The organism is Arthrobacter sp. LT660 (assembly GCF_056172845.1).
In genome coordinates, this window is sequence record NZ_CM149651.1 from 1,369,324 (window position 1) to 1,392,775 (window position 23,452).

Annotated in this window: 27 protein-coding genes; 14 read left to right on the forward strand and 13 right to left on the reverse strand. The window is 68.8% G+C overall.

The annotated features are described in order from the left end of the window. Positions 1 to 25: 25 nt before the first annotated feature. On the forward strand, positions 26 to 1,582 hold the full coding sequence (locus tag AC0QSG_RS06230) for an aminopeptidase P family protein (protein WP_435726440.1): 1,557 nt from the start codon (positions 26 to 28) through the stop codon (positions 1,580 to 1,582). Here the strand turns inward: AC0QSG_RS06230 and AC0QSG_RS06235 are convergent. Next, on the reverse strand, positions 1,579 to 2,385 hold the full coding sequence (locus tag AC0QSG_RS06235) for a YflT domain-containing protein (protein ID WP_475376998.1): 807 nt from the start codon (positions 2,383 to 2,385) through the stop codon (positions 1,579 to 1,581). The genes AC0QSG_RS06230 and AC0QSG_RS06235 overlap by 4 nt on opposite strands. A gap of 107 nt (positions 2,386 to 2,492) precedes the next feature. On the opposite strand from AC0QSG_RS06235, the gene AC0QSG_RS06240 reads away from it, so the two are divergent. The 4 genes from AC0QSG_RS06240 (at position 2,493) to AC0QSG_RS06255 (ending at position 6,407) form a co-directional block, all read left to right on the forward strand. Next, a complete protein-coding gene (locus tag AC0QSG_RS06240) occupies positions 2,493 to 3,776 on the forward strand; it encodes a magnesium transporter MgtE N-terminal domain-containing protein (protein ID WP_435726438.1) in 1,284 nt (427 codons plus the stop codon). Beyond that, positions 3,769 to 4,368, forward strand: a complete 600-nt coding sequence (locus AC0QSG_RS06245; RefSeq protein WP_435726437.1) for a DUF1003 domain-containing protein — start codon at positions 3,769 to 3,771, stop codon at positions 4,366 to 4,368. Before AC0QSG_RS06240 ends, AC0QSG_RS06245 begins: the two co-directional genes overlap by 8 nt. Positions 4,369 to 4,372: 4 nt before the next feature. Next, positions 4,373 to 5,494 carry an Mrp/NBP35 family ATP-binding protein gene (locus tag AC0QSG_RS06250; RefSeq protein ID WP_475376999.1) on the forward strand — a complete coding sequence of 374 codons (1,122 nt, stop codon included), beginning with the start codon at positions 4,373 to 4,375 and terminating at the stop codon, positions 5,492 to 5,494. A gap of 73 nt (positions 5,495 to 5,567) precedes the next feature. Then, positions 5,568 to 6,407, forward strand: a complete 840-nt coding sequence (locus tag AC0QSG_RS06255) for an SAM-dependent methyltransferase (RefSeq protein WP_475377000.1) — start codon at positions 5,568 to 5,570, stop codon at positions 6,405 to 6,407. Here AC0QSG_RS06255 and AC0QSG_RS06260 read toward each other — a convergent pair. The 3 genes from AC0QSG_RS06260 to sigE form a co-directional block, all read right to left on the reverse strand. After that, positions 6,404 to 6,793: a sec-independent translocase gene (locus AC0QSG_RS06260; protein WP_475377001.1), complete on the reverse strand. Its 390-nt coding sequence runs from the start codon at positions 6,791 to 6,793 to the stop codon at positions 6,404 to 6,406. The two genes, AC0QSG_RS06255 and AC0QSG_RS06260, sit on opposite strands and share 4 nt — an antisense overlap. 67 nt (positions 6,794 to 6,860) lie before the next feature. Then, positions 6,861 to 7,811: an anti-sigma factor family protein gene (locus AC0QSG_RS06265; protein WP_475377284.1), complete on the reverse strand. Its 951-nt coding sequence runs from the start codon at positions 7,809 to 7,811 to the stop codon at positions 6,861 to 6,863. Between the two features lie 3 nt (positions 7,812 to 7,814). After that, positions 7,815 to 8,438, reverse strand: coding sequence for an RNA polymerase sigma factor SigE (gene sigE / locus AC0QSG_RS06270; RefSeq protein ID WP_475377002.1), 624 nt, complete (start codon positions 8,436 to 8,438; stop codon positions 7,815 to 7,817). A 111-nt stretch (positions 8,439 to 8,549) separates the two neighbouring features. Between sigE and AC0QSG_RS06275 the strand changes: the two genes are divergently transcribed. Further along, a complete protein-coding gene (locus tag AC0QSG_RS06275; protein ID WP_435726432.1) occupies positions 8,550 to 9,185 on the forward strand; it encodes an O-methyltransferase in 636 nt (211 codons plus the stop codon). Between the two features lie 126 nt (positions 9,186 to 9,311). Here AC0QSG_RS06275 and AC0QSG_RS06280 read toward each other — a convergent pair whose 3' ends face one another. The 3 genes from AC0QSG_RS06280 to AC0QSG_RS06290 all read right to left on the reverse strand — a co-directional run bounded on the left by AC0QSG_RS06280 (position 9,312) and on the right by AC0QSG_RS06290 (position 10,739). Next, positions 9,312 to 9,479 (reverse strand): DUF3117 domain-containing protein, encoded by a 168-nt coding sequence (locus AC0QSG_RS06280; protein WP_435726431.1) that lies wholly within the window; start codon positions 9,477 to 9,479, stop codon positions 9,312 to 9,314. Between the two features lie 103 nt (positions 9,480 to 9,582). Next, the gene (locus tag AC0QSG_RS06285) at positions 9,583 to 9,933 is read right to left on the reverse strand and encodes a DivIVA domain-containing protein (RefSeq protein WP_475377003.1); all 351 of its coding nucleotides are present in this window, start codon (positions 9,931 to 9,933) and stop codon (positions 9,583 to 9,585) included. 8 nt (positions 9,934 to 9,941) lie between these two features. Beyond that, positions 9,942 to 10,739, reverse strand: a complete 798-nt coding sequence (locus AC0QSG_RS06290) for an LOG family protein (RefSeq protein WP_475377004.1) — start codon at positions 10,737 to 10,739, stop codon at positions 9,942 to 9,944. Positions 10,740 to 10,892: 153 nt separating this feature from the next. On the opposite strand from AC0QSG_RS06290, the gene AC0QSG_RS06295 reads away from it, so the two are divergent. From AC0QSG_RS06295 to AC0QSG_RS06310, 4 genes are all read left to right on the forward strand, one after another. Further along, positions 10,893 to 11,666: an amino acid ABC transporter ATP-binding protein gene (locus AC0QSG_RS06295; protein WP_435726427.1), complete on the forward strand. Its 774-nt coding sequence runs from the start codon at positions 10,893 to 10,895 to the stop codon at positions 11,664 to 11,666. 52 nt (positions 11,667 to 11,718) lie between these two features. Further along, complete coding sequence (locus AC0QSG_RS06300) at positions 11,719 to 12,543, forward strand: glutamate ABC transporter substrate-binding protein (RefSeq protein WP_475377005.1); 825 nt, start codon at positions 11,719 to 11,721, stop codon at positions 12,541 to 12,543. 107 nt (positions 12,544 to 12,650) lie between these two features. Next, positions 12,651 to 13,328, forward strand: coding sequence for an amino acid ABC transporter permease (locus tag AC0QSG_RS06305; RefSeq protein WP_435726423.1), 678 nt, complete (start codon positions 12,651 to 12,653; stop codon positions 13,326 to 13,328). Then, the gene (locus AC0QSG_RS06310; protein ID WP_475377006.1) at positions 13,325 to 14,248 is read left to right on the forward strand and encodes an amino acid ABC transporter permease; all 924 of its coding nucleotides are present in this window, start codon (positions 13,325 to 13,327) and stop codon (positions 14,246 to 14,248) included. Before AC0QSG_RS06305 ends, AC0QSG_RS06310 begins: the two co-directional genes overlap by 4 nt. A gap of 111 nt (positions 14,249 to 14,359) precedes the next feature. Here the strand turns inward: AC0QSG_RS06310 and dapE are convergent, their stop codons facing one another. Next, the gene (dapE, locus tag AC0QSG_RS06315) at positions 14,360 to 15,478 is read right to left on the reverse strand and encodes a succinyl-diaminopimelate desuccinylase (RefSeq protein WP_475377007.1); all 1,119 of its coding nucleotides are present in this window, start codon (positions 15,476 to 15,478) and stop codon (positions 14,360 to 14,362) included. Between the two features lie 40 nt (positions 15,479 to 15,518). Between dapE and dapD the strand changes: the two genes are divergently transcribed. Together dapD and AC0QSG_RS06325 are read left to right on the forward strand one after the other, a co-directional pair. Next, positions 15,519 to 16,490 (forward strand): 2,3,4,5-tetrahydropyridine-2,6-dicarboxylate N-succinyltransferase, encoded by a 972-nt coding sequence (gene dapD, locus AC0QSG_RS06320; RefSeq protein WP_435726419.1) that lies wholly within the window; start codon positions 15,519 to 15,521, stop codon positions 16,488 to 16,490. A gap of 109 nt (positions 16,491 to 16,599) precedes the next feature. Then, positions 16,600 to 17,421 carry a hypothetical protein gene (locus tag AC0QSG_RS06325; RefSeq protein ID WP_475377285.1) on the forward strand — a complete coding sequence of 274 codons (822 nt, stop codon included), beginning with the start codon at positions 16,600 to 16,602 and terminating at the stop codon, positions 17,419 to 17,421. Between the two features lie 17 nt (positions 17,422 to 17,438). Here the strand turns inward: AC0QSG_RS06325 and AC0QSG_RS06330 are convergent, their stop codons facing one another. The 4 genes from AC0QSG_RS06330 to fdxA form a co-directional block, all read right to left on the reverse strand. Beyond that, positions 17,439 to 18,086: a hypothetical protein gene (locus AC0QSG_RS06330; RefSeq protein ID WP_475377008.1), complete on the reverse strand. Its 648-nt coding sequence runs from the start codon at positions 18,084 to 18,086 to the stop codon at positions 17,439 to 17,441. A 154-nt stretch (positions 18,087 to 18,240) separates the two neighbouring features. After that, complete coding sequence (locus AC0QSG_RS06335) at positions 18,241 to 19,524, reverse strand: citrate synthase (RefSeq protein WP_435726416.1); 1,284 nt, start codon at positions 19,522 to 19,524, stop codon at positions 18,241 to 18,243. Between the two features lie 107 nt (positions 19,525 to 19,631). Next, on the reverse strand, positions 19,632 to 20,738 hold the full coding sequence (gene dapC / locus AC0QSG_RS06340) for a succinyldiaminopimelate transaminase (RefSeq protein WP_475377009.1): 1,107 nt from the start codon (positions 20,736 to 20,738) through the stop codon (positions 19,632 to 19,634). A 22-nt stretch (positions 20,739 to 20,760) separates the two neighbouring features. Continuing rightward, complete coding sequence (gene fdxA, locus AC0QSG_RS06345; RefSeq protein ID WP_435726412.1) at positions 20,761 to 21,084, reverse strand: ferredoxin; 324 nt, start codon at positions 21,082 to 21,084, stop codon at positions 20,761 to 20,763. Between the two features lie 131 nt (positions 21,085 to 21,215). On the opposite strand from fdxA, the gene AC0QSG_RS06350 reads away from it, so the two are divergent. Beyond that, the gene (locus AC0QSG_RS06350) at positions 21,216 to 21,488 is read left to right on the forward strand and encodes a putative acetyltransferase (RefSeq protein ID WP_475377010.1); all 273 of its coding nucleotides are present in this window, start codon (positions 21,216 to 21,218) and stop codon (positions 21,486 to 21,488) included. A gap of 8 nt (positions 21,489 to 21,496) precedes the next feature. On the opposite strand, the gene AC0QSG_RS06355 is transcribed toward AC0QSG_RS06350, so the two are convergent. Beyond that, positions 21,497 to 22,768, reverse strand: a complete 1,272-nt coding sequence (locus tag AC0QSG_RS06355; protein ID WP_475377011.1) for an MFS transporter — start codon at positions 22,766 to 22,768, stop codon at positions 21,497 to 21,499. A gap of 162 nt (positions 22,769 to 22,930) precedes the next feature. On the opposite strand from AC0QSG_RS06355, the gene AC0QSG_RS06360 reads away from it, so the two are divergent. Further along, the gene (locus tag AC0QSG_RS06360) at positions 22,931 to 23,425 is read left to right on the forward strand and encodes an ArsR/SmtB family transcription factor (protein ID WP_435726407.1); all 495 of its coding nucleotides are present in this window, start codon (positions 22,931 to 22,933) and stop codon (positions 23,423 to 23,425) included. The last annotated feature ends 27 nt before the right edge of the window (positions 23,426 to 23,452 follow it).

The following is a 23,452-nucleotide window of genomic DNA, read 5'->3' on the forward strand; positions in this document are numbered from 1 at the left end:
CGGGCTTTGAGACGATGGAGGGGTGATGACCGAATCTAACGACGCCCCCGGCAGCAACCAGCCCCTCGGCGAACGCGTGAACAACCGTTCCCAGCGACCGAGTTCAGACGCCTTCAAGGAGTTCATGGCCTCCCAGTGGGCGCCGGACACGGCAGTGAAGCCGGGGCCCGACGTCGTCGCCCCCTACGCCGCGCGCCGGCGCCGCGCGCTGTCCGCCCGCTTCCCGGGCGAGCGTCTGGTCCTGCCGGCCGGGCCGCTGAAGGTCCGCTCGAACGACACGGACTACCGCTTCCGCCCGCACTCCGGCTTCGCGCACCTCACGGGGCTCGGAATCGACCACGAGCCGGAGGCCGTGCTGGTCATGGAGCCCACGGACGACGGCGCCGGGGACGACGGCGGCAACCACACCGCCACGCTGTACTTCCGTCCGCCCGCCGGCCGCGACACCGAGGAGTTCTACTCCAACGCGCGCTCGGGCGAATTCTGGATCGGTTCCCGCCCCACCCTCGGGGACCTCGCGGCGCGACTGGCCATCCCGACCGCCGACCTCGGCGAATTGGAGGTCGCGGTGACCAAGGACGCCGGCGCCGTGGAGTTCGGTGGCATGCGCATCCGTTTGGTGCGCGACGTCGACCTGAACTGCGATGCCCTCGTAGATACCTCACGCATCAACACCGGCGTGGACCTGGAGGTCTCCGACCGCCTCGACGGCGAACTGTCCGAGGCCCTGTCCGAGCTGCGGCTCGTCAAGGACGAATGGGAAATCGCGCAGATGCGCATCGCGGTGGAGGCCACCGTCAACGGCTTCCACGAGGTGGTCAAGGAGCTGCCCCGCGCCATCACCCACGCCCGCGGCGAACGAGTCGTCGAGGGCGCGTTCTTCGCCCGGGCGCGCGAGGAGGGCAACGACCTGGGGTACGACACGATCGCCGCGGCGGGCAACAACGCCACGATCCTGCATTGGATCCGCAACAACGGGCGGGTCGACACCGGGGATCTGCTCCTGCTCGACGCCGGCGTCGAGGCGGACTCGCTGTACACGGCCGACATCACCCGCACGCTGCCGGTCAACGGCAAGTACTCCGAGATCCAACGCAAGATCTACCAGGCCGTGCTCGATGCCGCCGATGCCGCGTTCGCGGTCGCCCGTCCCGGTGTCAGGTTCCGCGACGTGCACACCGCGGCCATCGAGGTGCTCGCGGAACGGCTGTCGCAGTGGGGCCTGCTGCCGGTGCCGCTGGCGGAGGCGCTGTCCGACGAGGGCCAGCACCATCGGCGGTGGATGCCGCACGGGACCAGCCACCACCTGGGACTCGACGTCCACGACTGCGCGCAGGCCAAGCGGGAGCTGTACCTGAACGGAATCCTCGAGGAGGGCATGGTCTTCACGATCGAGCCCGGGCTCTATTTCAAGAACGAGGACCTGGCCGTTCCGGAGGAATACCGCGGGATCGGCGTGCGCCTCGAGGACGACGTCCTGGTCACCGCCGACGGCGTCGAGAACCTCAGCGCGGCCCTGCCGCGCACCCCCGACGACGTCGAATCCTGGATGGCGGGCATCGTCGCCGGAGGGCCCCGCTAGCGGTTTTCGTCGGGGCGCTCGGGGCGTTCCGGCGAGTCCGGCCGAGGGGCTTCCGCCTCCGGGGTCTCCGGCTGCGGGGATTCAGACTGCCGCGTTTCCGCCGGGTCGACGCGGACGCCGTACTGCGGCCGCCCGTCGGGCAGGTCCCCCGTTCCCGGACGCTGTGCGCCGGTCGCGCCCTGCGCCCCGGCGGAAGCCGGGGTCCCGGCGGCTCCGTCCTGCGGCCGGTGCGCCGCGGGCTCGGCGGGACGGGACGGCTTGGCCGAGCCGTTGCCCTGGCCCCAGGCGGAGGCCGGTCGTTGGGCCTCGCCCGCGCTCATCGGCAGCTTGGCGGCCAGTTGCCGGGCCGCGGCCGAGTGCTCGAAGCCGACAACGACGTCGTAATAGCCCGCCATGACCTGGCTGGAGGACGCGAAGTCGCGCTTTCCCTTGCGGAACGAGTAGCCGACGACGCCGACGATCATCCAAATTGCCATGCCGAGTCCGACGGAGGAGACGATCTGGGCCATCCCTCCGGACGGCGTGAAGATGCTCAACAGCAGCCCGACGAAAATGCCGAACATGGCGCCCTGCGCCGCGCCGGCGAGGGCGACCTTGGGGTAGCTCAGCTTCGCCGTCACGCGCTCCACGGACTTCAGGTCGTTCCCGATGATGCTCACGTTGGCCACGGGAAAGTCGTTGTCCGCGAGGTAGTCCACAACCTTTTGGGCGTCGAGGTAGGACTGGTAGCGCCCGAGGACCTCGCCGCGCGGAAGGCCCAGCAGGGTCGGATCGGACTGTTTCGAGCCAAAGGGAAAAGACATGCCTTCATTCTGCCCCGCTCGCGCGTCCGCCGGGACGGTTATCGCTGCGGGTGAACCGGAGGGCGGGCCTCGACGTCCGGCCGACCCCCAGGCAGTAGCCTAAGGAGGTGAGCAGCTCCCTGAACAAGGTCTTTATTGCCCGCCTGCTCGGCCTCGACGTCTTCGACCCCTTGGGCGACCGCCTGGGCCGGCTGCGGGATGTCGTCGTGCTCGACCACGGACCGTCGAAACCCGCGCAGTGCGTCGGCCTCGTCGTCGAGGTGCCCGGAAAGAAGCGCGTCTTCGTCCCGATGACGCGGGTGCACGCCATCGAATCCAGCCAGATCATCTGCTCCGGACTGGTCAACCTCCGCCGCTTCCAGCAACGCGGCGCGGAGCGCCTGGCCGCCGCCGAGCTGTTCGACCGCAAGGTGACGTTCAAGGACGGCTCGAGCAACGGCGTCGTCGAGGACATCGGCCTGGAGCTCCAGCGGCACGGGGACTGGATCATTTCCGACTACTACGTCCGGCGCGGCGAGGCCGGCGGCTTCCGCGCCCTGCGCCGCCTGGCCCGCGGGGAGCGGCTGCTCGTCCCGCGCAGCGAGGTCGTGCACGGCGACCTGGAGGAACCGCAGGCCGCCGCCCAGTTCGTCGCCGCGCACGAGGAGCTCAAGCCCGCGGACTTCGCCGAGGCGCTCCACGAGATGAACGACAAGCGCCGCGTCGAGGTCGCCACCGAATTGCAGGACGACAGGCTCGCCGACGTGCTGCAGGAACTCCCCGACGACGAGCAGGTCCAGATCCTCTCCTCGCTGGACATGGAGCGGGCAGCGGACGTCCTGGAGGAGATGGATCCCGACGACGCCGCCGATCTCCTCGCCGAACTGTCCGAGGAACAACAGGAGGCGCTCCTGGGCCTGATGAAACCCGAGGAGGCGAAGGACGTACGCCGCCTGCTCGAGTACGAGGAGAACACGGCCGGGTCGATGATGACCACGGTGCCCATCATCCTGCCCCCGGAAGCCACCGTCGCCGAGGCCCTCGCCTACGTCCGGCGGGAGGAGCTCAGCCCCGCACTGGCGTCGTCCGTCTTCGTCTGCAGGCCCCCCTCCGAGACTCCTACCGGCCGCTACCTCGGCGTCGTGCACGTCCAGGCCCTGCTGCGCTGCCCGCCGCCGGAGCCGCTGGGCAACATCCTGGACACCGATCTGGAACCGGTGCACGACTTCGCCGGCATCAGCGAAGTGGCCCGCATGCTGGCGGCCTACAACCTCACGTCGCTACCCGTCGTCAACACCGCCGGCCGCCTGGTCGGGGCCGTGACCGTGGACGACGTCCTCGACCATCTGCTGCCGGACGACTGGCGAACGCACGACGACAAGGAACCGAAGGGGGAAAGCGCCCATGGCTGAGAAGAACAATCCGACCACCGGCCTCGACACGCCGCTTCCGGCGAGGGACCGCTTCTGGCCGCGCCTGTCGCCCAACCCGGACGCGTTCGGCAGCGCCACCGAGGGTTTCGCCCGCTTCATGGGGACGCCGACCTTCCTGCTCTACATGTCGGTCTTCTGCGTATTCTGGCTCGCCTGGAACACGTGGGGGCCGTCGACCCTGCGGTTCGACGACGCGGCCATTGGTTTCACGGCGCTGACGCTCATGCTCTCGCTGCAGGCCTCCTACGCGGCGCCGCTGTTGCTACTGGCCCAGAACCGCCAGGACGACCGCGACAAGGTCTCCGTGACCGAGGACCGCCAGCGCGCCGAGCGGAACCTGCACGACACCGAATACCTCACGCGCGAACTCGCCGCGCTGCGCATCGCCCTGCGCGACGTCGCCACCCGCGACTACGTCCGCAGCGAGCTGCGCTCCGCGCTCGAGGACCTGCTGGAATCCAACGACGGCGAGGAGATCCGCCTGCGCGGCAAGTCGCCCAAGAAGAAGAAGGAGCGGGTCTCCGACGCCACGACCCAGCTTCCCCGCATCGACCCGAAGCGGGGTGGTTGAGCCCGTGGGAGAGAACACCGCGAGGACCGACGCCGTCCTGGCCGCCCTGTCCGGGGTCCAGGACCCGGAACTGCGCCGCCCCATCACGGAGCTCGGGATGGTCGACTCCGTCGAGGTCGACGACGACGGTGCCGCCCGCGTGCGCGTCCTGCTCACCATCGCCGCCTGTCCGCTGCGGAACTCCATCGTCGACGACGTCACGGCCGCGGCCTCGGGGGTCGACGGCGTCGGCTCGGTCGCCGTCCACGTCGGCGTGATGACGCCCGGGCAGCGGGCCGAGCTCAAGGAGGGGCTCAAGGTCCGTGCGGTTCCCTTCAGCTCTCCCGGCTCGCTGACGCGCGTCATCGCCGTCGCCAGCGGCAAGGGCGGAGTCGGCAAGTCCAGCCTCACGGTCAACCTGGCGTGCGCCATGGCCGCGGACGGTCTGCGCGTGGGCATCATCGACGCCGACGTGCACGGCTTCTCCGTCCCCTCGCTCATGGGCATCACGCAGCCGCCGACGCGGGTGGACGAGCTGATCCTTCCTCCGGTCGCGCACGGCGTGAAGGTCATCTCCATCGGCATGTTCGTGGAGGGCAACCAGCCGGTGGTGTGGCGCGGTCCGATGCTGCACCGAGCGCTCGAGCAGTTCCTGACCGACGTGCACTTCGGCGACCTCGACGTGCTGCTGCTGGATCTTCCGCCGGGCACGGGCGACATCGCCATCTCCGTCGCGCAGCTGCTCCCGGGATCCGGGCTGCTGGTGGTCACCACGCCGCAGTCCGCCGCCGCCGAGGTGGCCGAACGCGCCGGGGCCGTGGCGAAGCAGACCGGCCAAGAGGTTCTCGGCGTCGTGGAGAACATGTCCTGGCTGGAACTGCCGGACGGCAGCCGCATGGAGCCCTTCGGCTCCGGGGGCGGCGAGTTGTTGGCCCGCCGCCTGTCGCAAACGCTGGACGCGGACGTGCCGCTCCTCGGAGGAGTCCCGCTGGATCCCCGACTACGCGAGGGCGGGGACTCGGGCGTCCCGCTGGTGCTGTCCACCCCGGATGCGGCCGCGTCGCGCGAGATCGCGAGGATCGCCGGAACGCTGGCGCGCAAACCCCGGGGACTCGCCGGCAAGCCGCTCGGCGTCAGCCTCGCCTAGGCGCCGCCGGCGCCAGGACGTTCTTGGGGCGGAGACCTTCTGATCGCATGGATCGGCGTTGTAGTGTGACGGCGTGATTGTCCCCGACATTCCCCAGACCGCAGTGGCGGTCGCCGACCACTACGACGAACTCGATCCGGTTTATCGTCGCGTGTGGGGCGAGCATGTCCATCACGGGTTCTGGGCGACGGGTCGCGAGACGCCCGCCGAGGCCGTCGAGGCGCTGGTCGACACGGTGGGCGACCGGCTGGGTCTTATGCCCGGAGAAGCGTGTGTCGACATCGGCTGCGGCTACGGCTCCACCGCGAGGCGGCTCGCGGCGACACGCTCGGTTCGCGTTACCGGCTTCACGCTATCCACCGAGCAGGCCCACTACGCCGCCGCACGTCCCGCATCCGACGTGGACATCCATCTCCGCGACTGGCTCGCCAACGGGCTGCCCGATGGCTCGGCCGATGCCGCATGGGCCATCGAGTCGAGCGAGCACATGGTCGACAAGCCGGCGTTTTTCGCCGAGGCGCATCGCGTGCTGTCGCCCGGGGGCCGCCTCGTCGTCTGCGCGTGGCTCGCAGAGACAGGAGCCAGCGGTTGGAAGGTTCGCCACCTGCTCGAGCCAATTTGCCGCGAAGGGCGCCTGCCCTCGATGGGCACGCGCGAGGAGTATGAGTCGATGGCAAGGGCGGCGGGCTTTTCGATCGACGGCTATGAGGACGTGAGCCGCCGCGTCGGACGCACCTGGACAATCTGCGCCCTTCGACTGGGGAAGGCCTTGGCCGTCGATCGAGAGACCCGTCGCCTCGCCCTGGGCGCACGCAATCGCATCTTCATGCTATCCATCCCCCGCCTGATTCTGGCCTACCGCACCGGCGCGATGCGCTATGGGATATTCACCCTGTCGAAGGCGAACGCCTAGGTCGCCTCGGAATCGAAGGGAGCCGCTTCGCCGTCGGTCAGCGGCGGTTCAGCCGAACGCTTCGGCGTCGTGGGGCCCGACGGCGAAATCGCCTTGGCGGGCGCTTCCCTGGCGGCCGAGACGGCGTCGTCGAAATCGTCTAGCAACGCGTCCTTGATGATCTTGCGCGGGTCGTACTGCCGCGGGTCCAGCTTGCGCCAATCGATGTCGGCGATCTCGTCGCCGACCTCCTCGCGCAGCTGTTCCTTGGCACCCGTGGCCATCCGGCGGACTTCCTTCACCAGCCGGGCAAGTTGTGCGGCGTATTCGGGAAGTTTGTCGGGGCCCAGCACGAGGACCGCAAGCACCGCGAGGATGAGGAACTCGCCACCATTAATTCCGAACACGCTTAGAGATTACCCGCTAGGCGGTGCAACACCGTATTTTCCGCGGTGCCGCACGGCGAGCCACGCGTCACCGGCCGGTGTCCAGGACCATGAGCCGTGCCATGCCGCGGCCGATGCGCTCCCAGCCCTCGGCTTCCCGCACGCCGTCGGGGGCCAACTTGGAGTGCTCGCTGACGACGATCCGCCTGAGCACGGCCACGGTCACCTGCTCCCCGAGCGTGGATTCGACTTCGTACCGGGTCGCGTCCATCTCCACCGTCGCCCGGTGCGGAGTACCTGGATCCTGCGCGGTCCGCAGGGAGACCTGTTCGCCGGCAACCAGCCGCGTTTCCGGCCGCTGAGTGCTCCCGGCCTCCGTCGGCGCGGCCGACTGGCTGTTGCCGTCCGGTCCGCCGATGAGCGACGGCATCAGGGACTTGCCGCTCTCGACCACACGAACGTCGCCCGCCGCGCCGGAGAAGTCGAGGACCAGCCGCGCGGCCCCGTCGACCCGTTGGCCTTTCGCGCCGACGAGCGCCAAACCCATGTCGGTGAATTCGGGACAGTTCCATCCGGCACCACGGAGGCGTTCGATGTCGCCGCCGGTCAGCTCGGTGCTGTCTCCGGTCCAGGCTGCGGACACCACGTCCGCGGCGGGGTTTGAGCGGTCCGTGCCGCCCAGCAGCCACGCGGCACCGAGCACCCCCACGACCAGGACCATGGCGGCGACGGAGGCGAGGGCCGGGGCCACGCGGCGCAACCGGGAGCCCTCGCTGTAGGCGTCGATGAACGCCGCCCAGTCGGAATCCGCCGCCGCGGAATGGGGCTGGCAGAGCCGGTCCAGCAGCGCCTGATCGGGCGTCGGACCCGAGTGAGGCGCCGATGAGAAGGCGCGCAGCCGCCCGAGCAGTCGCTGGCGGTCGGCCAGGCTGGTGCGGCAATCCGAGCACGTGCGCACGTGCTCCTCGAGGGCGACGACGCGCTCGGCGGACAGGTCGCCGTCGATGTAGGCGTCGAGCCAGCGCTCCTGTCGGTGCATCACCTAGTGCGCCTCCGAGACGGCGGGACCCACCTTCGGCAAGACCATGCCGCTCGCCGCGGTCCGGGAGGGGTTGCGGTGGGCGAGCTTCTCGCGCAGGAGCGTACGTCCTCGGTGGATGCGCGAACGGACCGTTCCCAGCTTGACGCCCAACGCCGCGGCCACCTCCTCGTAGGAAAGTCCCTCGAGGTCGCACAGGACGACGGCGGCGCGGAAGTCCGGCGGCAACCCGTCGAGTGCCGCCTGGACGTCGATGTCCAGGTTGTTGTGCTCGAAGCTCCGCTCCGGTCCGGGGTCCTTGCCCTCGACGCGGTTCTCCGCGTCCTCGCCCAGGGAATCGAAGCGGATGCGGTTCCGGCGCCTCGCCTGGTCCAGGAAGAGGTTGGTGGTGATGCGGTGCAGCCACCCGCCGACCGTGCCCGGCGTGAAATTGTGCAGCGAACGGAACACCCGGACGAACGTCTCCTGGGTGAGGTCCTCGGCGTCGAACCTGTTGCCCGTCAGTCGGTACGCCAAGCGGTAGACCCGGGGCGAATGGACCTCGACGATTTCGTCCCAACCCGGAACCACGGTCTCTTCGGGTTCGGGGGCCAGGCCGGTTGCGCGGTTCGATGGTGTTGCGTTCACGTATCCATTCTGGCCGAAGAGGCTGTGAGATTGCTGGGGAATGGCTGGCGCTAGGATGGAATCGGCCGTCCGGCCCCCACTCCCCCAGCACACCGAAGGAACTTCCCCGCCATGAGCTCCGACAAGCAGAGCAGCTGGTCCTACACCGAGGCCTTGCCGGTCGAGGACGAGGTCGTCACGCGAGCCCGCGAGCGCGGACACGAACTCGGGGTCTGGCCCGTGGGGTCCGGCACCGCGGCGCTGCTCACGGTGCTCGCCGCCGCCTCCAAGGCGCGGACCGCGGTGGAGATCGGTTCCGGCGTCGGGGTATCCGGGGTCAGCCTCCTGCGCGGCCTGGACCGCCAGTCCGTCTTCACGACCATCGACATCGACGTCGACCACCTCAATGCGGCGCGCGAGGCGTATCTCGACGCCGGCGTCGCCCCGAACCGCACCCGCACCATCTGCGGCCGCGCGCGCGACGTCCTGCCCCGGTTGACCGACGCCGCCTACGACCTCGTCTTCATCGACGCCGACAAGACGCACCTGGCCGACTACGTGGATCACGGCGTGCGCCTCCTGCGCCGCGGGGGCATGCTCATGGTCCATGACGCCCTCGATGCGGACCGCGTCCCGCAACCGGCCGTGCGCCAACCGACCACGGTCGCGGCGCGCCAGATGGGGCGCTTCCTGCGCGAGCGCGAAGACCTGGTGACATCGATGGTGCCGACGGGCAGCGGCCTGCTGCTGGCGGTCAAGACCGCGTAGTCGGAACCGAACGTCCACCCATAGTGCGGGTGATGCGAAAGGGTTCGGACGGCGGCGGCCGTCCGAACCCTTTCGCGTGAATCCGACGCGTCGGTGGCGCATCGGGTCGAGGCATCCCGAGGGGTCTTATTCCGTGACGCCGACGAGGCACTCCTTCAGCTCGGCCGCCTCGGCGCCGTTGAGCTCCACCACAAGGCGCCCACCGCCGTCGATCGGCACTCGCATGATCAGGCTACGGCCTTCCTTCGTGACCTCCATGGGGCCATCCCCGGTACGCGGTTTCATCGCAGCCATTGGCGCTGTGTTCCTTCCTAGGTGTCACGGAACCCCCTGGCCCCGCCGCTCGAACGTCGAACGCATCCGCCGGAGCGGAAAGGCGTTCAACCTGCATTTCATATTATTCCGGAGATTGGTTCGTGGTGCTAATCACAGGCCCGCGCCGCGCGTCGCCGAGCTCAGTTTCGAGCCGCGTGATTTCGTCCGCCAGTGCCTCGAGCACCGCGTCGACCTGTTCACATCGGTACCCCCGCAACCCGACGCCGAAACGCACCCGGGCGACGTCCACCGCCGTCGGACGCTCGGGAAGGAGCACCGGCGGAAGGTTGGGCAGGGGCTCGGCCAGGCCGAGGAGCTCTCCATCGGAGAAGGGCGCGGGGCCGGGCGCACGCCCCCCGCGCCGGCCGCCGACCGCGAGGAGCACGGCGAGGCCCGCCACCACCACGGCCACGAAGACCAGCACGAACTCCATGGCCGGCCCTAGTCCGCGCGGCCCGCGGGGTCCGCGCGCCCCTGGGAGTCGTGGGACGCGATCAGGCGCACCGCCACCTCCGGGTCGTCGGTCATCCGGATCAGGTCCAGGTCCCGCTCGGAGATCGCGCCCTCGCCCGCGACGGTTGCGCGCAGCCAGGCCACCAGCGGTTCCCAATACTCCGTGCCAACCAGGACGATGGGAAAGCTCGTCACCTTCTCCGTCTGAACCAGCGTCAGGGCCTCGAAGAGCTCGTCCAGCGTGCCGAAGCCACCGGGGAGGACGATGAATCCCTGCGAGTACTTGACAAACATGGTTTTCCGCGCGAAAAAATACCGGAAGTTGATGCCCAGGTCGACGAACTCGTTGAGGCCGGTTTCGAAGGGCAGCTCGATGCCCAGCCCCACCGAGGTGCCGTCCATCTCGATCGCGCCCTTGTTGGCGGCCTCCATGGTCCCCGGCCCGCCGCCGGTGATCACGGCGTAGCCGGCCTCCACCAACAGCGAGCCGATCCGTTCGGCCAGGAGATACCGTTCGGAGTTCCGTTCCGTGCGGGCGGATCCGAACACGCTGACGGCCGGGCCAAGCTCGGAGAGGGTGCCGAACCCCTCGACGAATTCGCTTTGGATCCGCAGCACGCGCCACGGATCGGTGTGGGTGAAGTCGATCCCCTTGGGGGAATCCAGCAGTTGGGCGTCCGCCTGCTGGGTCTGGGCTTGTTGGTGCCGCAGAACCACGGATCCCTTGCGTCGTGCCGGGTACGGCAGGGGGTCGAAGGCCGGGCCGGAGGAGTTGCTGCTGGACATGTTTCCACCCTATAGCGAGCACGCCCGGTCCGGGTTCCGAACAGGCCCGGTCAATCCCGGGGTGACTCGGCAAAATAAAGATTCCGCGACGATCCGGCCCGAAGTGCCCGCGGGTACATTGTGGCGCGCCTTACATCCGCTAGTCTCGTCCCTATGAGCACTGATCCCCAGACCGGCAACGCCACGGCGACCGGACCGGTCGTCCGCTTGGCGAAGGTCAACAAGCACTATGGGCCGCTTCACGTTCTGCAGAACATCGAGCTCGAGGTGGCCAAGGGCGAAGTGGTGGTGGTGCTGGGGCCGTCCGGTTCCGGCAAGTCGACACTGTGCCGTGCCATCAACCGCTTGGAGACGATCGACGACGGCGAAATCTACATCGACGGCAAGCTGCTTCCCGAAGAGGGCAAGCAGCTGGCTGGCCTGCGGGCGGACGTGGGGATGGTCTTCCAGTCCTTCAACCTGTTCGCCCACAAGTCCATCCTGGAAAACGTGACGCTCGGCCCGATCCAGGTCAAGGGCATGAAGAAGGCGGACGCCAACAAGCTAGCCATGGAGCTGCTCGAGCGGGTCGGGGTCGCCAACCAGAAGGACAAGCTCCCCGCCCAGCTTTCCGGCGGCCAGCAGCAGCGCGTGGCCATCGCCCGCGCGCTCGCCATGCGCCCCAAGGTCATGCTGTTCGACGAGCCCACCTCCGCCTTGGACCCGGAGATGATCCAGGAGGTGCTGGACACCATGGTGGGCCTGGCGAAGGAGGGCATGACCATGATCGTGGTGACCCACGAGATGGGCTTCGCCCGGAAGGCCGCGGACCGCGTGGTTTTCATGGCCGACGGCCAGATCGTGGAGCAGTCGACTCCCCACGATTTCTTCACGAACCCCAGCACCGACCGTGCCAAGGACTTCCTCGGCAAACTGATCACCCACTAGCACCACCACTCGCGGCCGCCCCACAGGGCGGCCACATACCAAGGAGAATGACATGCGCAAGAACCGCATCGCGCTCGCCGCCGTCACGGCCGTGGCGGCACTGACCCTTTCCGCCTGCGGCGGCGGTGGCGACGCCGGCGAGTCCGAGGACTCGATCAAGATCGGCATCAAGTTCGACCAGCCCGGTCTCGGCTTCAAGGACGGCGACACCTACAAGGGTTTCGACGTCGACGTCGCCAAGTACGTGGCCAACGAACTCGGCTATGCCGAGGACCAGATCGAATTCGTCTCGGCTCCGTCCGCGAACCGCGAGACCATGCTGCAGAACAACCAGGTCGACATGATCTTCGCGACGTATTCCATCACCGACACGCGCAAGGAGGTCGTCGACTTCGCGGGACCGTATTTCGTCGCCGGCCAGGACCTGTTGATCAGCGTCGACTCCGACATCACGTCCCCGGAGGACCTCAACGGCAAGAACCTGTGTTCCGTCACCGGTTCCACGTCCGCGCAGAAGGTCAAGGACACCCTGGCCACGGACGTGAACCTGCAGGAGCTCCCGGGCTACGCCGAGTGCACCACACAGATGTCCGGCGGCACCATCGACGCCGTCACCACCGACGACATCATCCTGGCCGGCCTGGCTGCGCAGCCGGCCTACCAGGGCAAGTTCAAGGTTCTGGGCCAGCCGTTCTCGGAGGAGAACTACGGCGTCGGACTGCCCAAGGGATCCGACCAGTGCGAGGCCATCAACGAGGCCATCACCAAGATGGTCGACTCCGGCGATTGGAAGACGGCGCTCGAGACCAACACCGAGGGCACGGGCTACGAGCCGAACGCGGAGCTCAACCCGCCGACGCCCGCACCCTGCGCCTAGCCGACGAGCCACACCCGGCGGGACGGCTCCAGTGATGGAGCCGTCCCGCCGGGGACCGCTTTCCCACTGGGCCGCGTCCGCGCGGCCACCAAGTATAGAGGCAGGCAGTGGACAACTACCTATCGATCTTCACGGAATACGACATCCCGGCCGCGTTCTGGGTCAACATCAAGCTGACTTTCTGGGCCGCCATCGGATCGCTCGTTCTGGGGACCTTCCTGGCCATGATGCGGATCTCGCCGGTCCCCAGCTTCCGCGCCATCGGCACCTCCTACGTCAACATCATCCGCAACACGCCGCTGACCATCATCATCCTGTTTGGCGTTCTTGCCCTCAACGGCCAGCTGGGCGTCAGTCTGGGCGGCGGCTTCCAGGAGAACTTCTTCCGTCTGGCTGTCATGGGACTCGCGGTCTACCACGCGGCATTCGTCTGCGAGGCCATCAGGTCCGGCGTGAACACCGTCCCGCTCGGGCAGGCCGAGGCCGCCCGCGCCATCGGGCTCGGATTCATGCCGGCGGCCCGCCTCGTGATCCTTCCGCAGGCGTTCCGGGGCGCCATCGTGCCGCTGGGCAACGTGCTGATCGCCCTGATCAAGAACTCCACGGTGGCCGCAGTCGGTTCCGTTGCCATCGAGGCGTCATCCGTCATGAAGACGATGATCGAGTTCCGGTCCGACATCGTCATCCCGATCTTCCTCACCTTCGCCGCCGGGTTCGTGATCATCGTGATCCCCGTCGGACTCCTGACCACCTGGCTCTCCAAGAAACTGGCGGTGTCCCGATGAGCGCATCGGTAATCTTCGACGCACCCGGGCCCAAGTCCCGCCGGACCATCCTCGCCATCAACATCGTTGGCGTGGCCGTCATCGCTGGTCTCCTCTGGTGGATCATCGCCGGCCTCGCCGCGAAGAACCAGATGCAGGCCTCGCAGTGGGACGACTTCCTGGAGGCAAGCACCTGGACCAACTACCTGCTGCCCGGCCTCGTCAACACCCTCAAGGCCGCCGCGCTGGGCATCGTCGGATCCGTGGTGTTCGGCCTGATCTTCGGCATGGGCCGGCTCTCGCACAACAAGCTGATCAACGGGATCAGCTCCGTGGTCGTGGAGTTCTTCCGCGCGGTGCCGGTGCTGCTGATGATCGTCTTCTTCAACGTCTTCTTCGCCCGCACCCTGCAGATCTCCAACGACAGCGCGCTGTGGGCCGTGGTCGCCGCACTGGTCTTCTACAACGGATCCGTGGTGGCCGAACTCGTCCGGTCCGGCGTGCACAACCTGCCCAAGGGCCAGCGCGAGGCGGGCATCGCGATCGGGCTCACCCGGCAGCAGTCGTTGCGCCTGATCGAGATCCCGCAGGCCCTGATCGCGATGCTGCCGGCCCTGATCGGGCAGTTCGTCGTGATCCTGAAGGACTCCGCGCTGGGCTACATCATCAGCTTCAACGAGCTGCTGTTCTTCGGTCGCACGTACTCGTCCCCGAACGGCAACGTCCTGCAAGCGCTGATAGTGGTGGCGGCCATCTTCATCCTCATCAACTTCTCGCTTTCGCGCCTGGCGGAGTTCGTCTCCAGCCGGCTCAGCAGCCGGGGGCCCGGCAAGGTCAAGTCAAAGGCCGAAGAACCCGTCGGCGTTCCGGCGGGCCTCCCACCGGCCGCCGGCGCGGCGACCGCGCCGAAGGACCCGGATGACCCGAGGGACAAGAAATAGACCGGACGTTCCGCGTTCGGGCCAACGAGGCAGCGGCGCCGCCACACACGTAACCATCACGGGGTGGCGGCGCCGCTTGCGTGTCAGGCGTCCTGCGTCAGGCGTCCTGCGTCAGGCGGTCAGCCAGCGCGTCAGCGCGGCCAGGCATTCGCGGACCGCGTCCGCCTCCACGTGCTCGTTGTCCGTGTGGGCCAGCAGCGCATCGCCCGGGCCGAAGTTCACGGCCGGGATGCCCAGTTCCGAGAAGCGAGCCACGTCCGTCCAGCCGTACTTGGGCAGGGGCACTGCTCCCACGGCCTCCACGAACGAGGCCGCCGCCGGGTGGCTCAGTCCCGGACGGGCACCGGGCGCGGCGTCGGTCCGCACCACGTCGAAGCCGTCCATCAGCCGGCGCACGTAGGTCTCGGCCTCATCGATGCCCTTGTCCGGCGCGAACCGGTAGTTGATCTCCACCTCGCAGTGGTCCGGGATCACGTTGCCGGCGATGCCTCCGGAGATCCGGACGGCGTTCAGCGATTCCCGGTACTGAAGCCCGTCGACGTCCACGGTCGCCGGCTCGTGCCCGGCCAGCCGGGCCAGAATGTCCGCCGCGCCGTGGATGGCGTTCCGACCCATCCACGCGCGGGCCGAATGCGCGGCGACGCCCCGGGTGGTCACGCGGAAGCGGGACGTTCCGTTGCAGCCGCCCTCGACGGTGCCGTTCGTGGGCTCCAGCAGGATCGCGAAGTCGGCCTCCAGCAGCTCCGGGCTGTTGCGCACCAGCCGCCCCAGACCGGACTTGCTGCCCTCGACTTCCTCATGGTCGTAGAACACGTACGTCACGTCCCGGTTGGGTGCGGCGAGGCCCGCGGCCAGCGCCAGCTGGACGGCGACGCCTCCCTTCATGTCCGTCGCGCCGCGCCCGAACAACGTCTCGCCGTCCCAGGCGGAGGGGACCGTCCCGCGGGCGCCCCCGGTGGTGGGCAGCGGCACGGTGTCCAGGTGCCCGGCCAACACGACGCGCTCGGGCAGGCCCAGGCGAGTGCGGGCGACGATCGCGTCGCCGTCACGGTGGACCTCCAGGTGCGCCAGGTCCCGGAGCGCGTACTCGACGAGATCGGCGACGGCGCGCTCGTTCCCGGAGACGGATTCGACGTCGATCAGGGCCGCCGTCAGGGCGGCGACGTCGCCGCGCGGGTCGAGGGCGGCAGGCTGCGGTGTGCGCGGGCGCGCGTGCTGGGCTGAAGTCACCCGTCCAGCGTAACCCCGCCACCGCGGCTAACATGGAGGCATGACTTCCGCAGATGCCCAGCCCGGTCTTGTCCAAAACCCCGCCGACTCCACCGTTCGCGTCGCGTCCGGATACGGCCTCGCCACCCGCGCGGCGGACGGTTCGGTCCTGGACGTGTGGTTCCCGGCCCCCTCCCTCGGCCCGCTCGAACGCGCTCCCCAGGTCTCCGGCGAACTGGCCGCGGTCGTGGCAGACGACGCCGACCGCGGAACCACACAGGAAGTGGTGGAGATCGAGGCCGACCTCGACGTCGCACCGGCCGACGCCGTCGACGCCTGGCTCCGCCTCCACCTGCTCTCGCACCGCCTCGTCGCCCCGAACGAACAGAACCTCGACGGCGTGTTCGGCCTGCTCTCAAACGTCGTCTGGACGAACTTCGGGCCGTGTTCGGTCGACGGGTTCGAGACCACCCGCCTGAAGCTCCGCCGCCGCGGCGCCGTCTCCGTGTACGGCGTGGACAAGTTCCCCCGCATGGTCGACTACGTCCTGCCGGCGGGGGTCCGCATCGCAGACGCCGACCGCGTCCGCCTGGGAGCGCACCTCGCAGCCGGGACCACGGTGATGCACGAGGGCTTCGTGAACTTCAACGCCGGAACGCTCGGCTCCTCGATGGTCGAGGGCCGCATCTCGGCCTCCGTGGTCGTCGGCGACGGCTCCGACGTCGGCGGCGGCGCCTCGATCATGGGGACGCTCTCCGGCGGCGGCAAGGAACGCATCGTGATCGGACAGCGCGTCCTGCTGGGCGCGAACTCCGGCGTCGGCATCTCCATCGGCGACGACTGCGTCGTGGAGGCCGGCCTGTACGTCACCGCGGGAACGCGCGTCCAGCTCGGGGACCGGACGGTCAAGGCGCTGGAGCTCTCCGGCGTGCCGAACCTGCTCTTCCGCCGCAACTCGTCCTCCGGCGCCGTCGAGGCCCTCCCCCGCCAGGGACAGACGGTGGAGCTGAACTCGGCGCTGCATGCCAACTGACCCCCACCGCCGGGTTCTAGCCCTCGGGGCGGAACGCGGCCGGACGCCGTCCCGCCGCGGGAGGTCCGGACAGCTGGCGCACCGCAGGCGACGGCGCGCCCGGTCGGTGATGGCGCTCCTGCTCGGCGTCGCCGTCGTCGGGGGCGGAATCTACATGGCCTACGCGTACCTCGAGGACGAGCAGACGCTGGTGCGCGAGCGCTGCGACGCCGTCGTCGGTTCCGACCGGCACGAGCTGGATCCGGAACAGGCGGGCAACGCGGCGCTGATCGCCGCGGTCTCCGTCCGGCGCGGGATGCCCGCCCGGGCGGCGACGATCGCGATCGCCACCGGGGTCCAGGAATCCAAGCTGCGCAACATCGACTACGGCGACACCGCCGGCCCCGATTCGCGCGGCCTCTTCCAGCAGCGCCCGTCGCAGGGCTGGGGGACGCAGGCGCAGGTCATGGATCCGCTCTACGCCGCGAACCGGTTCTACGAGGAGCTGGACACGTTCGACTACGTGGACATGCCGGTGACCGAGGCCGCCCAGAAGGTCCAGCGAAGCGCCTACCCGGATGCCTATGCCGACCACGAGCCGGAAGGGCGCGCCTACGCGTCGGCGCTCACCGGCCAGTCCCCCGCCGCCCTGAACTGCGTGCTGCGCAAGGCGACGGCGTCCGGAGACCCGCAGGAGGTGGCCGATGCCGCGGAGGCCGCGTTCGGCGGCCTCTCCGCCACCGTCGAGGGCCGCACCGTAGCCTTCGAGGCGCGTGGCACGCGGGGGTGGGCCGTTGCCCAGTGGGCGGTGGCCAACGCCGCGGCGCAGCAAACCACGTCCGTGGGACACGCGGGACTTCTCTGGAACCGCGCCGAGGATGGCTGGGTTCCGGCGTCCACCACGGATGGCCGCGTCGTCGTCACCGTCGCCGCCGCCGAGGGCGAGGGATAGCCGGGCGCGCTCAGGGCTCAGGGCTGCAGCATGCCGACGATCGGCTGGAGGTAGCTGCGGAACAGTTCCTCGTGCCGCGGCAGTTCCTGGCTCATGATCACGGTCCGCGGCTCCACGAACCACGCGCGGGGCTCGGCCAGCGGCAGCTCGACCAGGTTGAGGCTGATCGAGGCGGCCGGGAGGTCCGATTCGAGTTCGCGGTCCTGGACCAACCGCTCCAGCGCGGCCCTGCGCCCGGAGGCCGTGTGCTCACGGGAGACCTCTCCGTATTCCAGAAGCCGCGCCTCCACCCAGCTGAACGCGGCGCCGTAGTGGGCGCGCATCAGCCGCTGCAGGGTCGGCGAGTCGTCGAACGCCGGAAAGCGCGGCGGATCCAGCAGGGCGTCCAGTCCCGGGCGCGGGTGTCCAGCGGGACCGCCATCGTGCTCCTGGAGATCGTGCCGCAGCAACCGGCGCCACCACTGCTGCCACTCCTGCCGCAACTCCGCGGCCCCGTGCCGGGGCACCTCGGGCGCGGCGACGGGACGCACCGGGGGCGACAACGGACAGAGCATCGGCTGATCGGCATGGGGGATCCCCGCCAGGTCGCGGAAGTACAGGGCAAGGAGGACCTGTTCGTGCGTGTCCGCGGACACCCGCCAACCGTCACCGGATCGTTCGTACATCCACGGCCTTCCTCGTGAAGGTTTCCCCCACCAGAGTAAACCCGTTTGGCCCCGCGGGCACCGAAAACCGCGTTTTGCCCCTGAACGCCAACGACGACGGCGGCGGCCGGCCCGCTGGGAGCCGGCCGCCGCCGTCGTTCGTTGTTCCGCCGCGCTAGTTGCCCGGGTAGGTGCGCTCGCCCTCGCCGATGTAGAGCTGGCGCGGACGGCCGATCTTCAGCTGCGGATCCTGGATCATCTCGCGCCACTGCGCGATCCAACCCGGCAGGCGGCCGATCGCGAACAGCACCGTGAACATCTTCTCCGGGAAGCCCATGGCCTTGTAGATCAGGCCCGTGTAGAAGTCGACGTTCGGGTACAGCTTGCGCTCGATGAAGTAGTCGTCCGCCAGCGCGCGCTCCTCGAGCCGCATCGCGATGTCCAGAAGCTCGTCGTTGCCGCCAAGCTTGCCCAGGATGTCGTGGGCCGTCGCCTTGATGATCTTGGCGCGCGGGTCGTAGTTCTTGTAGACGCGGTGTCCGAAGCCCATGAGCCGGACGCCGTCCTCCTTGTTCTTGACCTTCTCCATGTAGTCCTCGGGCTTGATGCCGTCGGCCTGGATCTGGCGCAGCATCTTCAGCACGGCCTCGTTGGCGCCGCCGTGGGCCGGGCCGAACAGGGCGTTGATGCCGGCGGAGACGGACGCGAACATGTTCGCGTTGGAGGAGCCGACCAGTCGGACGGTGGACGTCGAACAGTTCTGTTCGTGGTCCGCGTGGAGGATCAGGAGCTGGTCCAGCGCCTTCACCAGATCTGGGTCGAGGTCGTACGGCTCGGCGGCGAGGCCGAAGCTCAGGCGCATGAAGTTCTCCACGAGGTTCATGGAGTTGTCCGGGTAGAGCAGCGCCTGGCCGATCGACTTCTTGTGCGCGTAGGCCGCGATGACGGGCATCTTCGCGAGCAGGCGGATGGTGGAGAGCTCCACCTGCTCCTCGTTGAACGGATCCAGCGAGTCCTGATACCAGGTGGACAGGGCGGACACGGCCGAGGAGAGCACCGGCATCGGGTGCGCGTCGCGCGGGAAACCGCCGAAGAAGCCCTTGAGCTCTTCATGCAGGAGCGTGTGGCGGCGGATCTTCTGGTCGAACTCCTCCAGCTCCGTATTCGAGGGAAGGTTCCCGTAGATGAGCAGGTAGGAGGTCTCCAGGAAGGTGGACTTCTGGGCCAGCTGCTCGATCGGGTAGCCGCGGTAGCGCAGGATGCCGGCGTCACCGTCGATGTAGGTGATGGCGGACTTCGTGGCCGCGGTGTTCATGAAGCCGGGGTCGTACGTGACGGCGCCGGTCGACTTGAGGAGCTTCGCAACGTCGAAGCCATTGTTGCCCTCAACGGCGGGGACAACAGGGAGCTCGAGCTCCGCACCCGCAAACGCTAAGCGGGCAGAATTCTGATCCGTCATGGCTTTTCCTCACCGGAGTACAGATGGTTCCAAAGGGCATTAATCACGGCTCACGCTACCGGCAACCCGGCGCCGACAACTAATCCGGCGGTCACGTTTCGGCCACGCTAGCCCGCATGCAGGCGATGGACGGCGGCATCGATGCGCTCGTCGGCGGCCGTGAGCGCCACCCGAACGTAACCTTCGCCGGCCGTGCCGTAGAAGCTGCCCGGGCCCACCACGATTCCCAGGTCGGCAAGGCGTCCGACCGTGTCCCACGTGTCCTCGCCCGCCGTGGCCCACAGGTACAGCCCGGCCTCCGAGTGCTCGATCCGCAGCCCGAACGCGCCCAAAGCCGGGATCAGGCGCTCTCGGCGTCCGCGGTAGAGGTCCTTCTGCGCGGCCACGTGCGCGTCGTCGCCCAGGGCCACGCGCATGGCCTCCTGGACGGGGTGCGGCACGATCATGCCGGCGTGCTTGCGGTTGTTGATCAGCGTTGGCATCAGCTCGGGGGCGCCCGCAACGAACGCGGCGCGGTATCCCGCGACATTGGACTGCTTGGAGAGCGAATAGACGGAAAGCAGGGACGAATGGTCCCCGCCGCTGACGCGCGGGTCCAGGACACCGGGAACACCGGCCTCCCAACGGTCCCAGCCCAGCTCCGCGTAGCACTCGTCGGAGGCGACGACGGCGCCCAGCGATCGGGCGTCGCGCACCAGTTCGGCCAGTTCGTCGACATCGCGGACGATTCCGGTCGGGTTGCCGGGCGAGTTCACCCACACCAGGCGCACGCGCGCCCGGACGTCGGCGGGGAGGTCGGACAGTCGGTCCGCGGCGACCGCCTCGGCGCCGGCGAGCCTGGCGCCGATGTCGTACGTCGGGTACGCGACCTCGGGACGCACGACGACGTCTCCCGGGCCAACGCCGAGCAGCAGAGGCAACCACGCCACCAGTTCCTTGGATCCGACTGTGGGCATGATGTTCGCCGGGTCGATCCCGGGCGTGCCGCGGCGTCGCGCGTACCAGTCGGAGATCGCGCGCCGCAGCGACTCGGTGCCGTGGGTCGTCGGGTAGCCGGGGGCGTCGGCGGCGGCGCGCAGCGCGTCCTGGACGATGCGCGGGGTCGGGTCCACCGGCGTGCCGATCGAGAGGTTGACCGCTCCGCCGTCGTGCCGTGCGGCCGTAGCCAGGTACGGGGCGAGCGAATCCCAGGGGTAGTCGGGGAGCTTCAGCATCTCCGGTGCGCGGCGACCGCCGCTAGCCCTGGTTCTGCGGCGGAAGGACGGAAATGATCGGGTGGTCGGTGCCCGTGTTGCCGAGCTTGGCGGCGCCGCCGGGCGATCCGATCTCGTCGAAGAACTCGACGTTGGCCTTGTAGTACTCCGCCCACTGCTCTGGGGTGTCGTCCTCGTAGTAGATGGCCTCGACGGGGCACACCGGCTCGCACGCACCGCAGTCGACGCACTCGTCCGGGTGGATGTACAGCGAGCGCTCGCCCTCGTAGATGCAGTCGACGGGACACTCCTCGATGCAGGCCTTGTCCTTAACGTCGACGCACGGCTGGGCGATGATGTAGGTCACGGTACCCGAGGCCTTCCTATGGAGTGGGATGTTCCGGTGCGGCGGTCAGCGTTCGACCACGTACCCCCAGCTTAGTACGCCCGTGCGCCCGCCCGCTCTCAGGTGTCGTCACGGACCGCTACGATCGGGTCATGCCGATCGACTTCTTCGACACACTTTCCCCCGGCGACCGGATCGTCGTACGCTACCGCCTCGAAGGCCCCCGCGGCGCGATGTCGAGCGACGCCCTGGGAACGTTCGTCGGGGTGCGCGCGGCGGCCACCGAAGCCGACGCCGCGGGCGAGACGGCAGGCGACGCCGTCGTCGTGCGGACCAGGTCCGGCGACGTGCCGGTGCCGCGCAGCGCTGTCACGCACGCCAAGCTCGTCCCCCCTGCCCCCGAACGACGGCGCCCCCGCGCGTAGCCGGCGTCCTAGCTGCGGCCGTCCGGGCCGCGGGCGTCGCGCTCGACCGATTCGGGCAGGGTGCGCATGCGCGGCAGCGGCGAGAAGAGCAACGGCAGGACGGCCGCGGCGCAGCCGACCACGCCGACCCACAGGGCCGTGACGAGGCCCGTCCATTCGCCGAGAACCCCCGCGAGCAGCGCCGCGAACGGCATGACGCCCCAGACCAGGAAGCGGATCGATGCGTTCATCCTCCCCAGCAGGCGGGGCGGGCAGATGCGCTGGCGCATGCTCACCTGGATGATGTTGTAGATCAGCACCCCGACCGTGAGCACGAACATCGACGCCGCAAGGACGAGGAAGGCGGCGACCTTGCCCTCGACCATCGTGGACAGCGGGAAGCCCGCCATCCCGACCGCTGTGAGGAGGCAGCTGACGGGCAGGGACGTTCCCTCGCCGATCCACTTCGCCACCTGCGGGGTCACCGAGGCCGCGATCAGCCCGCCCACGGCGCCCACGGAGTAGATCAGGCCGAGCTGCACGGTGTCGAGTCCGAGGGTGCGCAGGACCAGGATCGGAAGGAGCGTGAAAACGATGGTGCTGAAGAAGTTCGTGATCGCGGTCGTCAGGGCGATCCTGCCGATCAGCGGATGGCGCACCACGTACGCCAGTCCCTCCCGGATTTCGTCGGCCAGGTTGCGGGTCGCCGTCTCCGGGGCGGGTTTTTCGTTGTCGCGCACCCGCCAGAGGCACAGCGCCGAGATCAGATAACCGATCGCTTCGCCGATGAAGAGCACCGGCGCCGAGATGACGACCAGCAGCCCTCCCCCGAGCGCCGGCCCGGCCAGCCGCGACACCTGCCCCGTGGTCTCCAGCTTGGCGTTCGCCTCGGAGATCTGGTCGCGCGCCACCAGCGCCGGAATGTAGGACTGGTAGGACACGTCGAAGAACACGTTGGCCACGCCGATGGCCGCCGCGATCACCCAGAGGTGCCACATCTCCATCACGCCGGAGAACCACAGCGCCGGGATGGCAAGCATGGCCACCACGCGGGCCAGGTCCGCCCGGATCATGATGCGGCGCTTGAACCATCGGTCCACCCACGCCCCGACCGGCAGTCCCACGAGGAGGAACGCGGCGGTGTTGGCGGCGTTGAGCACGCCCACTTCCCACTCGGTGGCATGCAGGAGGGACACCGCCAGGACGGGCAAGGCGACGGCGCCGAGCTGGGCCCCGAGCTGGCTGAGCGTCTGCCCGAGCCAGAAAACCAGGAAGTTGCCATCACGCAGAAGGGGCTTCACCGGTTGGCTCACAGCTTCGTGAAAGTCGGTGGGACCGCCCCCAGCGGATCCCCCCGTCCCATCCGGCGCCGGCTGAGACTGGTGCCTAGAGGAGGTCATACGAACCTTGCTATGCGATTTGAGGAAGTCAATCAGTGCGGATATTTACCGTATGCTGAACATATGGCAACCGACGAGGAGCTGCAAGCACGAGCACGGGCCCTGAGTTCCCCCATCAGGCTACGAATCCTACGCCTTTGCCTGCATAAATCTAGGACCAACAAGGAAATCGCCGATCTGCTGGACATCAATCCGGCCACCTCGCTGCACCATGTTCGAACGCTGCTGGCCACCGGATTCCTCGAGGCCGAGGCCGCCCGCCGCGGCAACCGCGGGGCCAAGGAAGTCCCCTACCGCAGCACGCGAATGTCCTGGGGCACCAAGCTCCCGGACGCGGCCCCCGTGCTGGTGGAGACGTTCCTGCAGGAGATCGACGGCCTCTCTCCCAACGAAATCCAGGTGCTACGCGTCGGGCTGAAACTCACCGAGGAAGACCAGCGCGAGATGCTGGATCGCATCCGCGAGATCGTCTCCGACTACGCCCTGCGCACCGTCGGCGATGACGGCGTGGCCACTTCCCTGTTCCTTGCGCACCACCTGGACCAGACCGCGAATTAGCGCTCCCGCCCCCTCAAAAAACGCACC

What these genes read in the sequence shown, in the direction of transcription:
- AC0QSG_RS06235 (WP_475376998.1), bottom strand. Translation starts at nt 2,385, where the DNA reads ATGTCTTTTCCCTTTGGCTCGAAACAGTCCGATCCGACCCTGCTGGGC.
- AC0QSG_RS06245 (WP_435726437.1), top strand. Translation starts at nt 3,769, where the DNA reads ATGGCTGAGAAGAACAATCCGACCACCGGCCTCGACACGCCGCTTCCG.
- AC0QSG_RS06295 (WP_435726427.1), top strand. Translation starts at nt 10,893, where the DNA reads ATGAGCACTGATCCCCAGACCGGCAACGCCACGGCGACCGGACCGGTC.
- AC0QSG_RS06285 (WP_475377003.1), bottom strand. Translation starts at nt 9,933, where the DNA reads ATGGAGTTCGTGCTGGTCTTCGTGGCCGTGGTGGTGGCGGGCCTCGCC.
- AC0QSG_RS06360 (WP_435726407.1), top strand. Translation starts at nt 22,931, where the DNA reads ATGGCAACCGACGAGGAGCTGCAAGCACGAGCACGGGCCCTGAGTTCC.
- AC0QSG_RS06310 (WP_475377006.1), top strand. Translation starts at nt 13,325, where the DNA reads ATGAGCGCATCGGTAATCTTCGACGCACCCGGGCCCAAGTCCCGCCGG.
- AC0QSG_RS06325 (WP_475377285.1), top strand. Translation starts at nt 16,600, where the DNA reads ATGGCGCTCCTGCTCGGCGTCGCCGTCGTCGGGGGCGGAATCTACATG.
- AC0QSG_RS06330 (WP_475377008.1), bottom strand. Translation starts at nt 18,086, where the DNA reads ATGTACGAACGATCCGGTGACGGTTGGCGGGTGTCCGCGGACACGCAC.
- AC0QSG_RS06290 (WP_475377004.1), bottom strand. Translation starts at nt 10,739, where the DNA reads ATGTCCAGCAGCAACTCCTCCGGCCCGGCCTTCGACCCCCTGCCGTAC.
- AC0QSG_RS06350 (WP_475377010.1), top strand. Translation starts at nt 21,216, where the DNA reads ATGCCGATCGACTTCTTCGACACACTTTCCCCCGGCGACCGGATCGTC.
- AC0QSG_RS06280 (WP_435726431.1), bottom strand. Translation starts at nt 9,479, where the DNA reads ATGGCTGCGATGAAACCGCGTACCGGGGATGGCCCCATGGAGGTCACG.
- dapC (WP_475377009.1), bottom strand. Translation starts at nt 20,738, where the DNA reads ATGCTGAAGCTCCCCGACTACCCCTGGGATTCGCTCGCCCCGTACCTG.
- AC0QSG_RS06300 (WP_475377005.1), top strand. Translation starts at nt 11,719, where the DNA reads ATGCGCAAGAACCGCATCGCGCTCGCCGCCGTCACGGCCGTGGCGGCA.
- AC0QSG_RS06265 (WP_475377284.1), bottom strand. Translation starts at nt 7,811, where the DNA reads ATGCACCGACAGGAGCGCTGGCTCGACGCCTACATCGACGGCGACCTG.
- AC0QSG_RS06230 (WP_435726440.1), top strand. Translation starts at nt 26, where the DNA reads ATGACCGAATCTAACGACGCCCCCGGCAGCAACCAGCCCCTCGGCGAA.
- dapD (WP_435726419.1), top strand. Translation starts at nt 15,519, where the DNA reads ATGACTTCCGCAGATGCCCAGCCCGGTCTTGTCCAAAACCCCGCCGAC.
- AC0QSG_RS06275 (WP_435726432.1), top strand. Translation starts at nt 8,550, where the DNA reads ATGAGCTCCGACAAGCAGAGCAGCTGGTCCTACACCGAGGCCTTGCCG.
- AC0QSG_RS06335 (WP_435726416.1), bottom strand. Translation starts at nt 19,524, where the DNA reads ATGACGGATCAGAATTCTGCCCGCTTAGCGTTTGCGGGTGCGGAGCTC.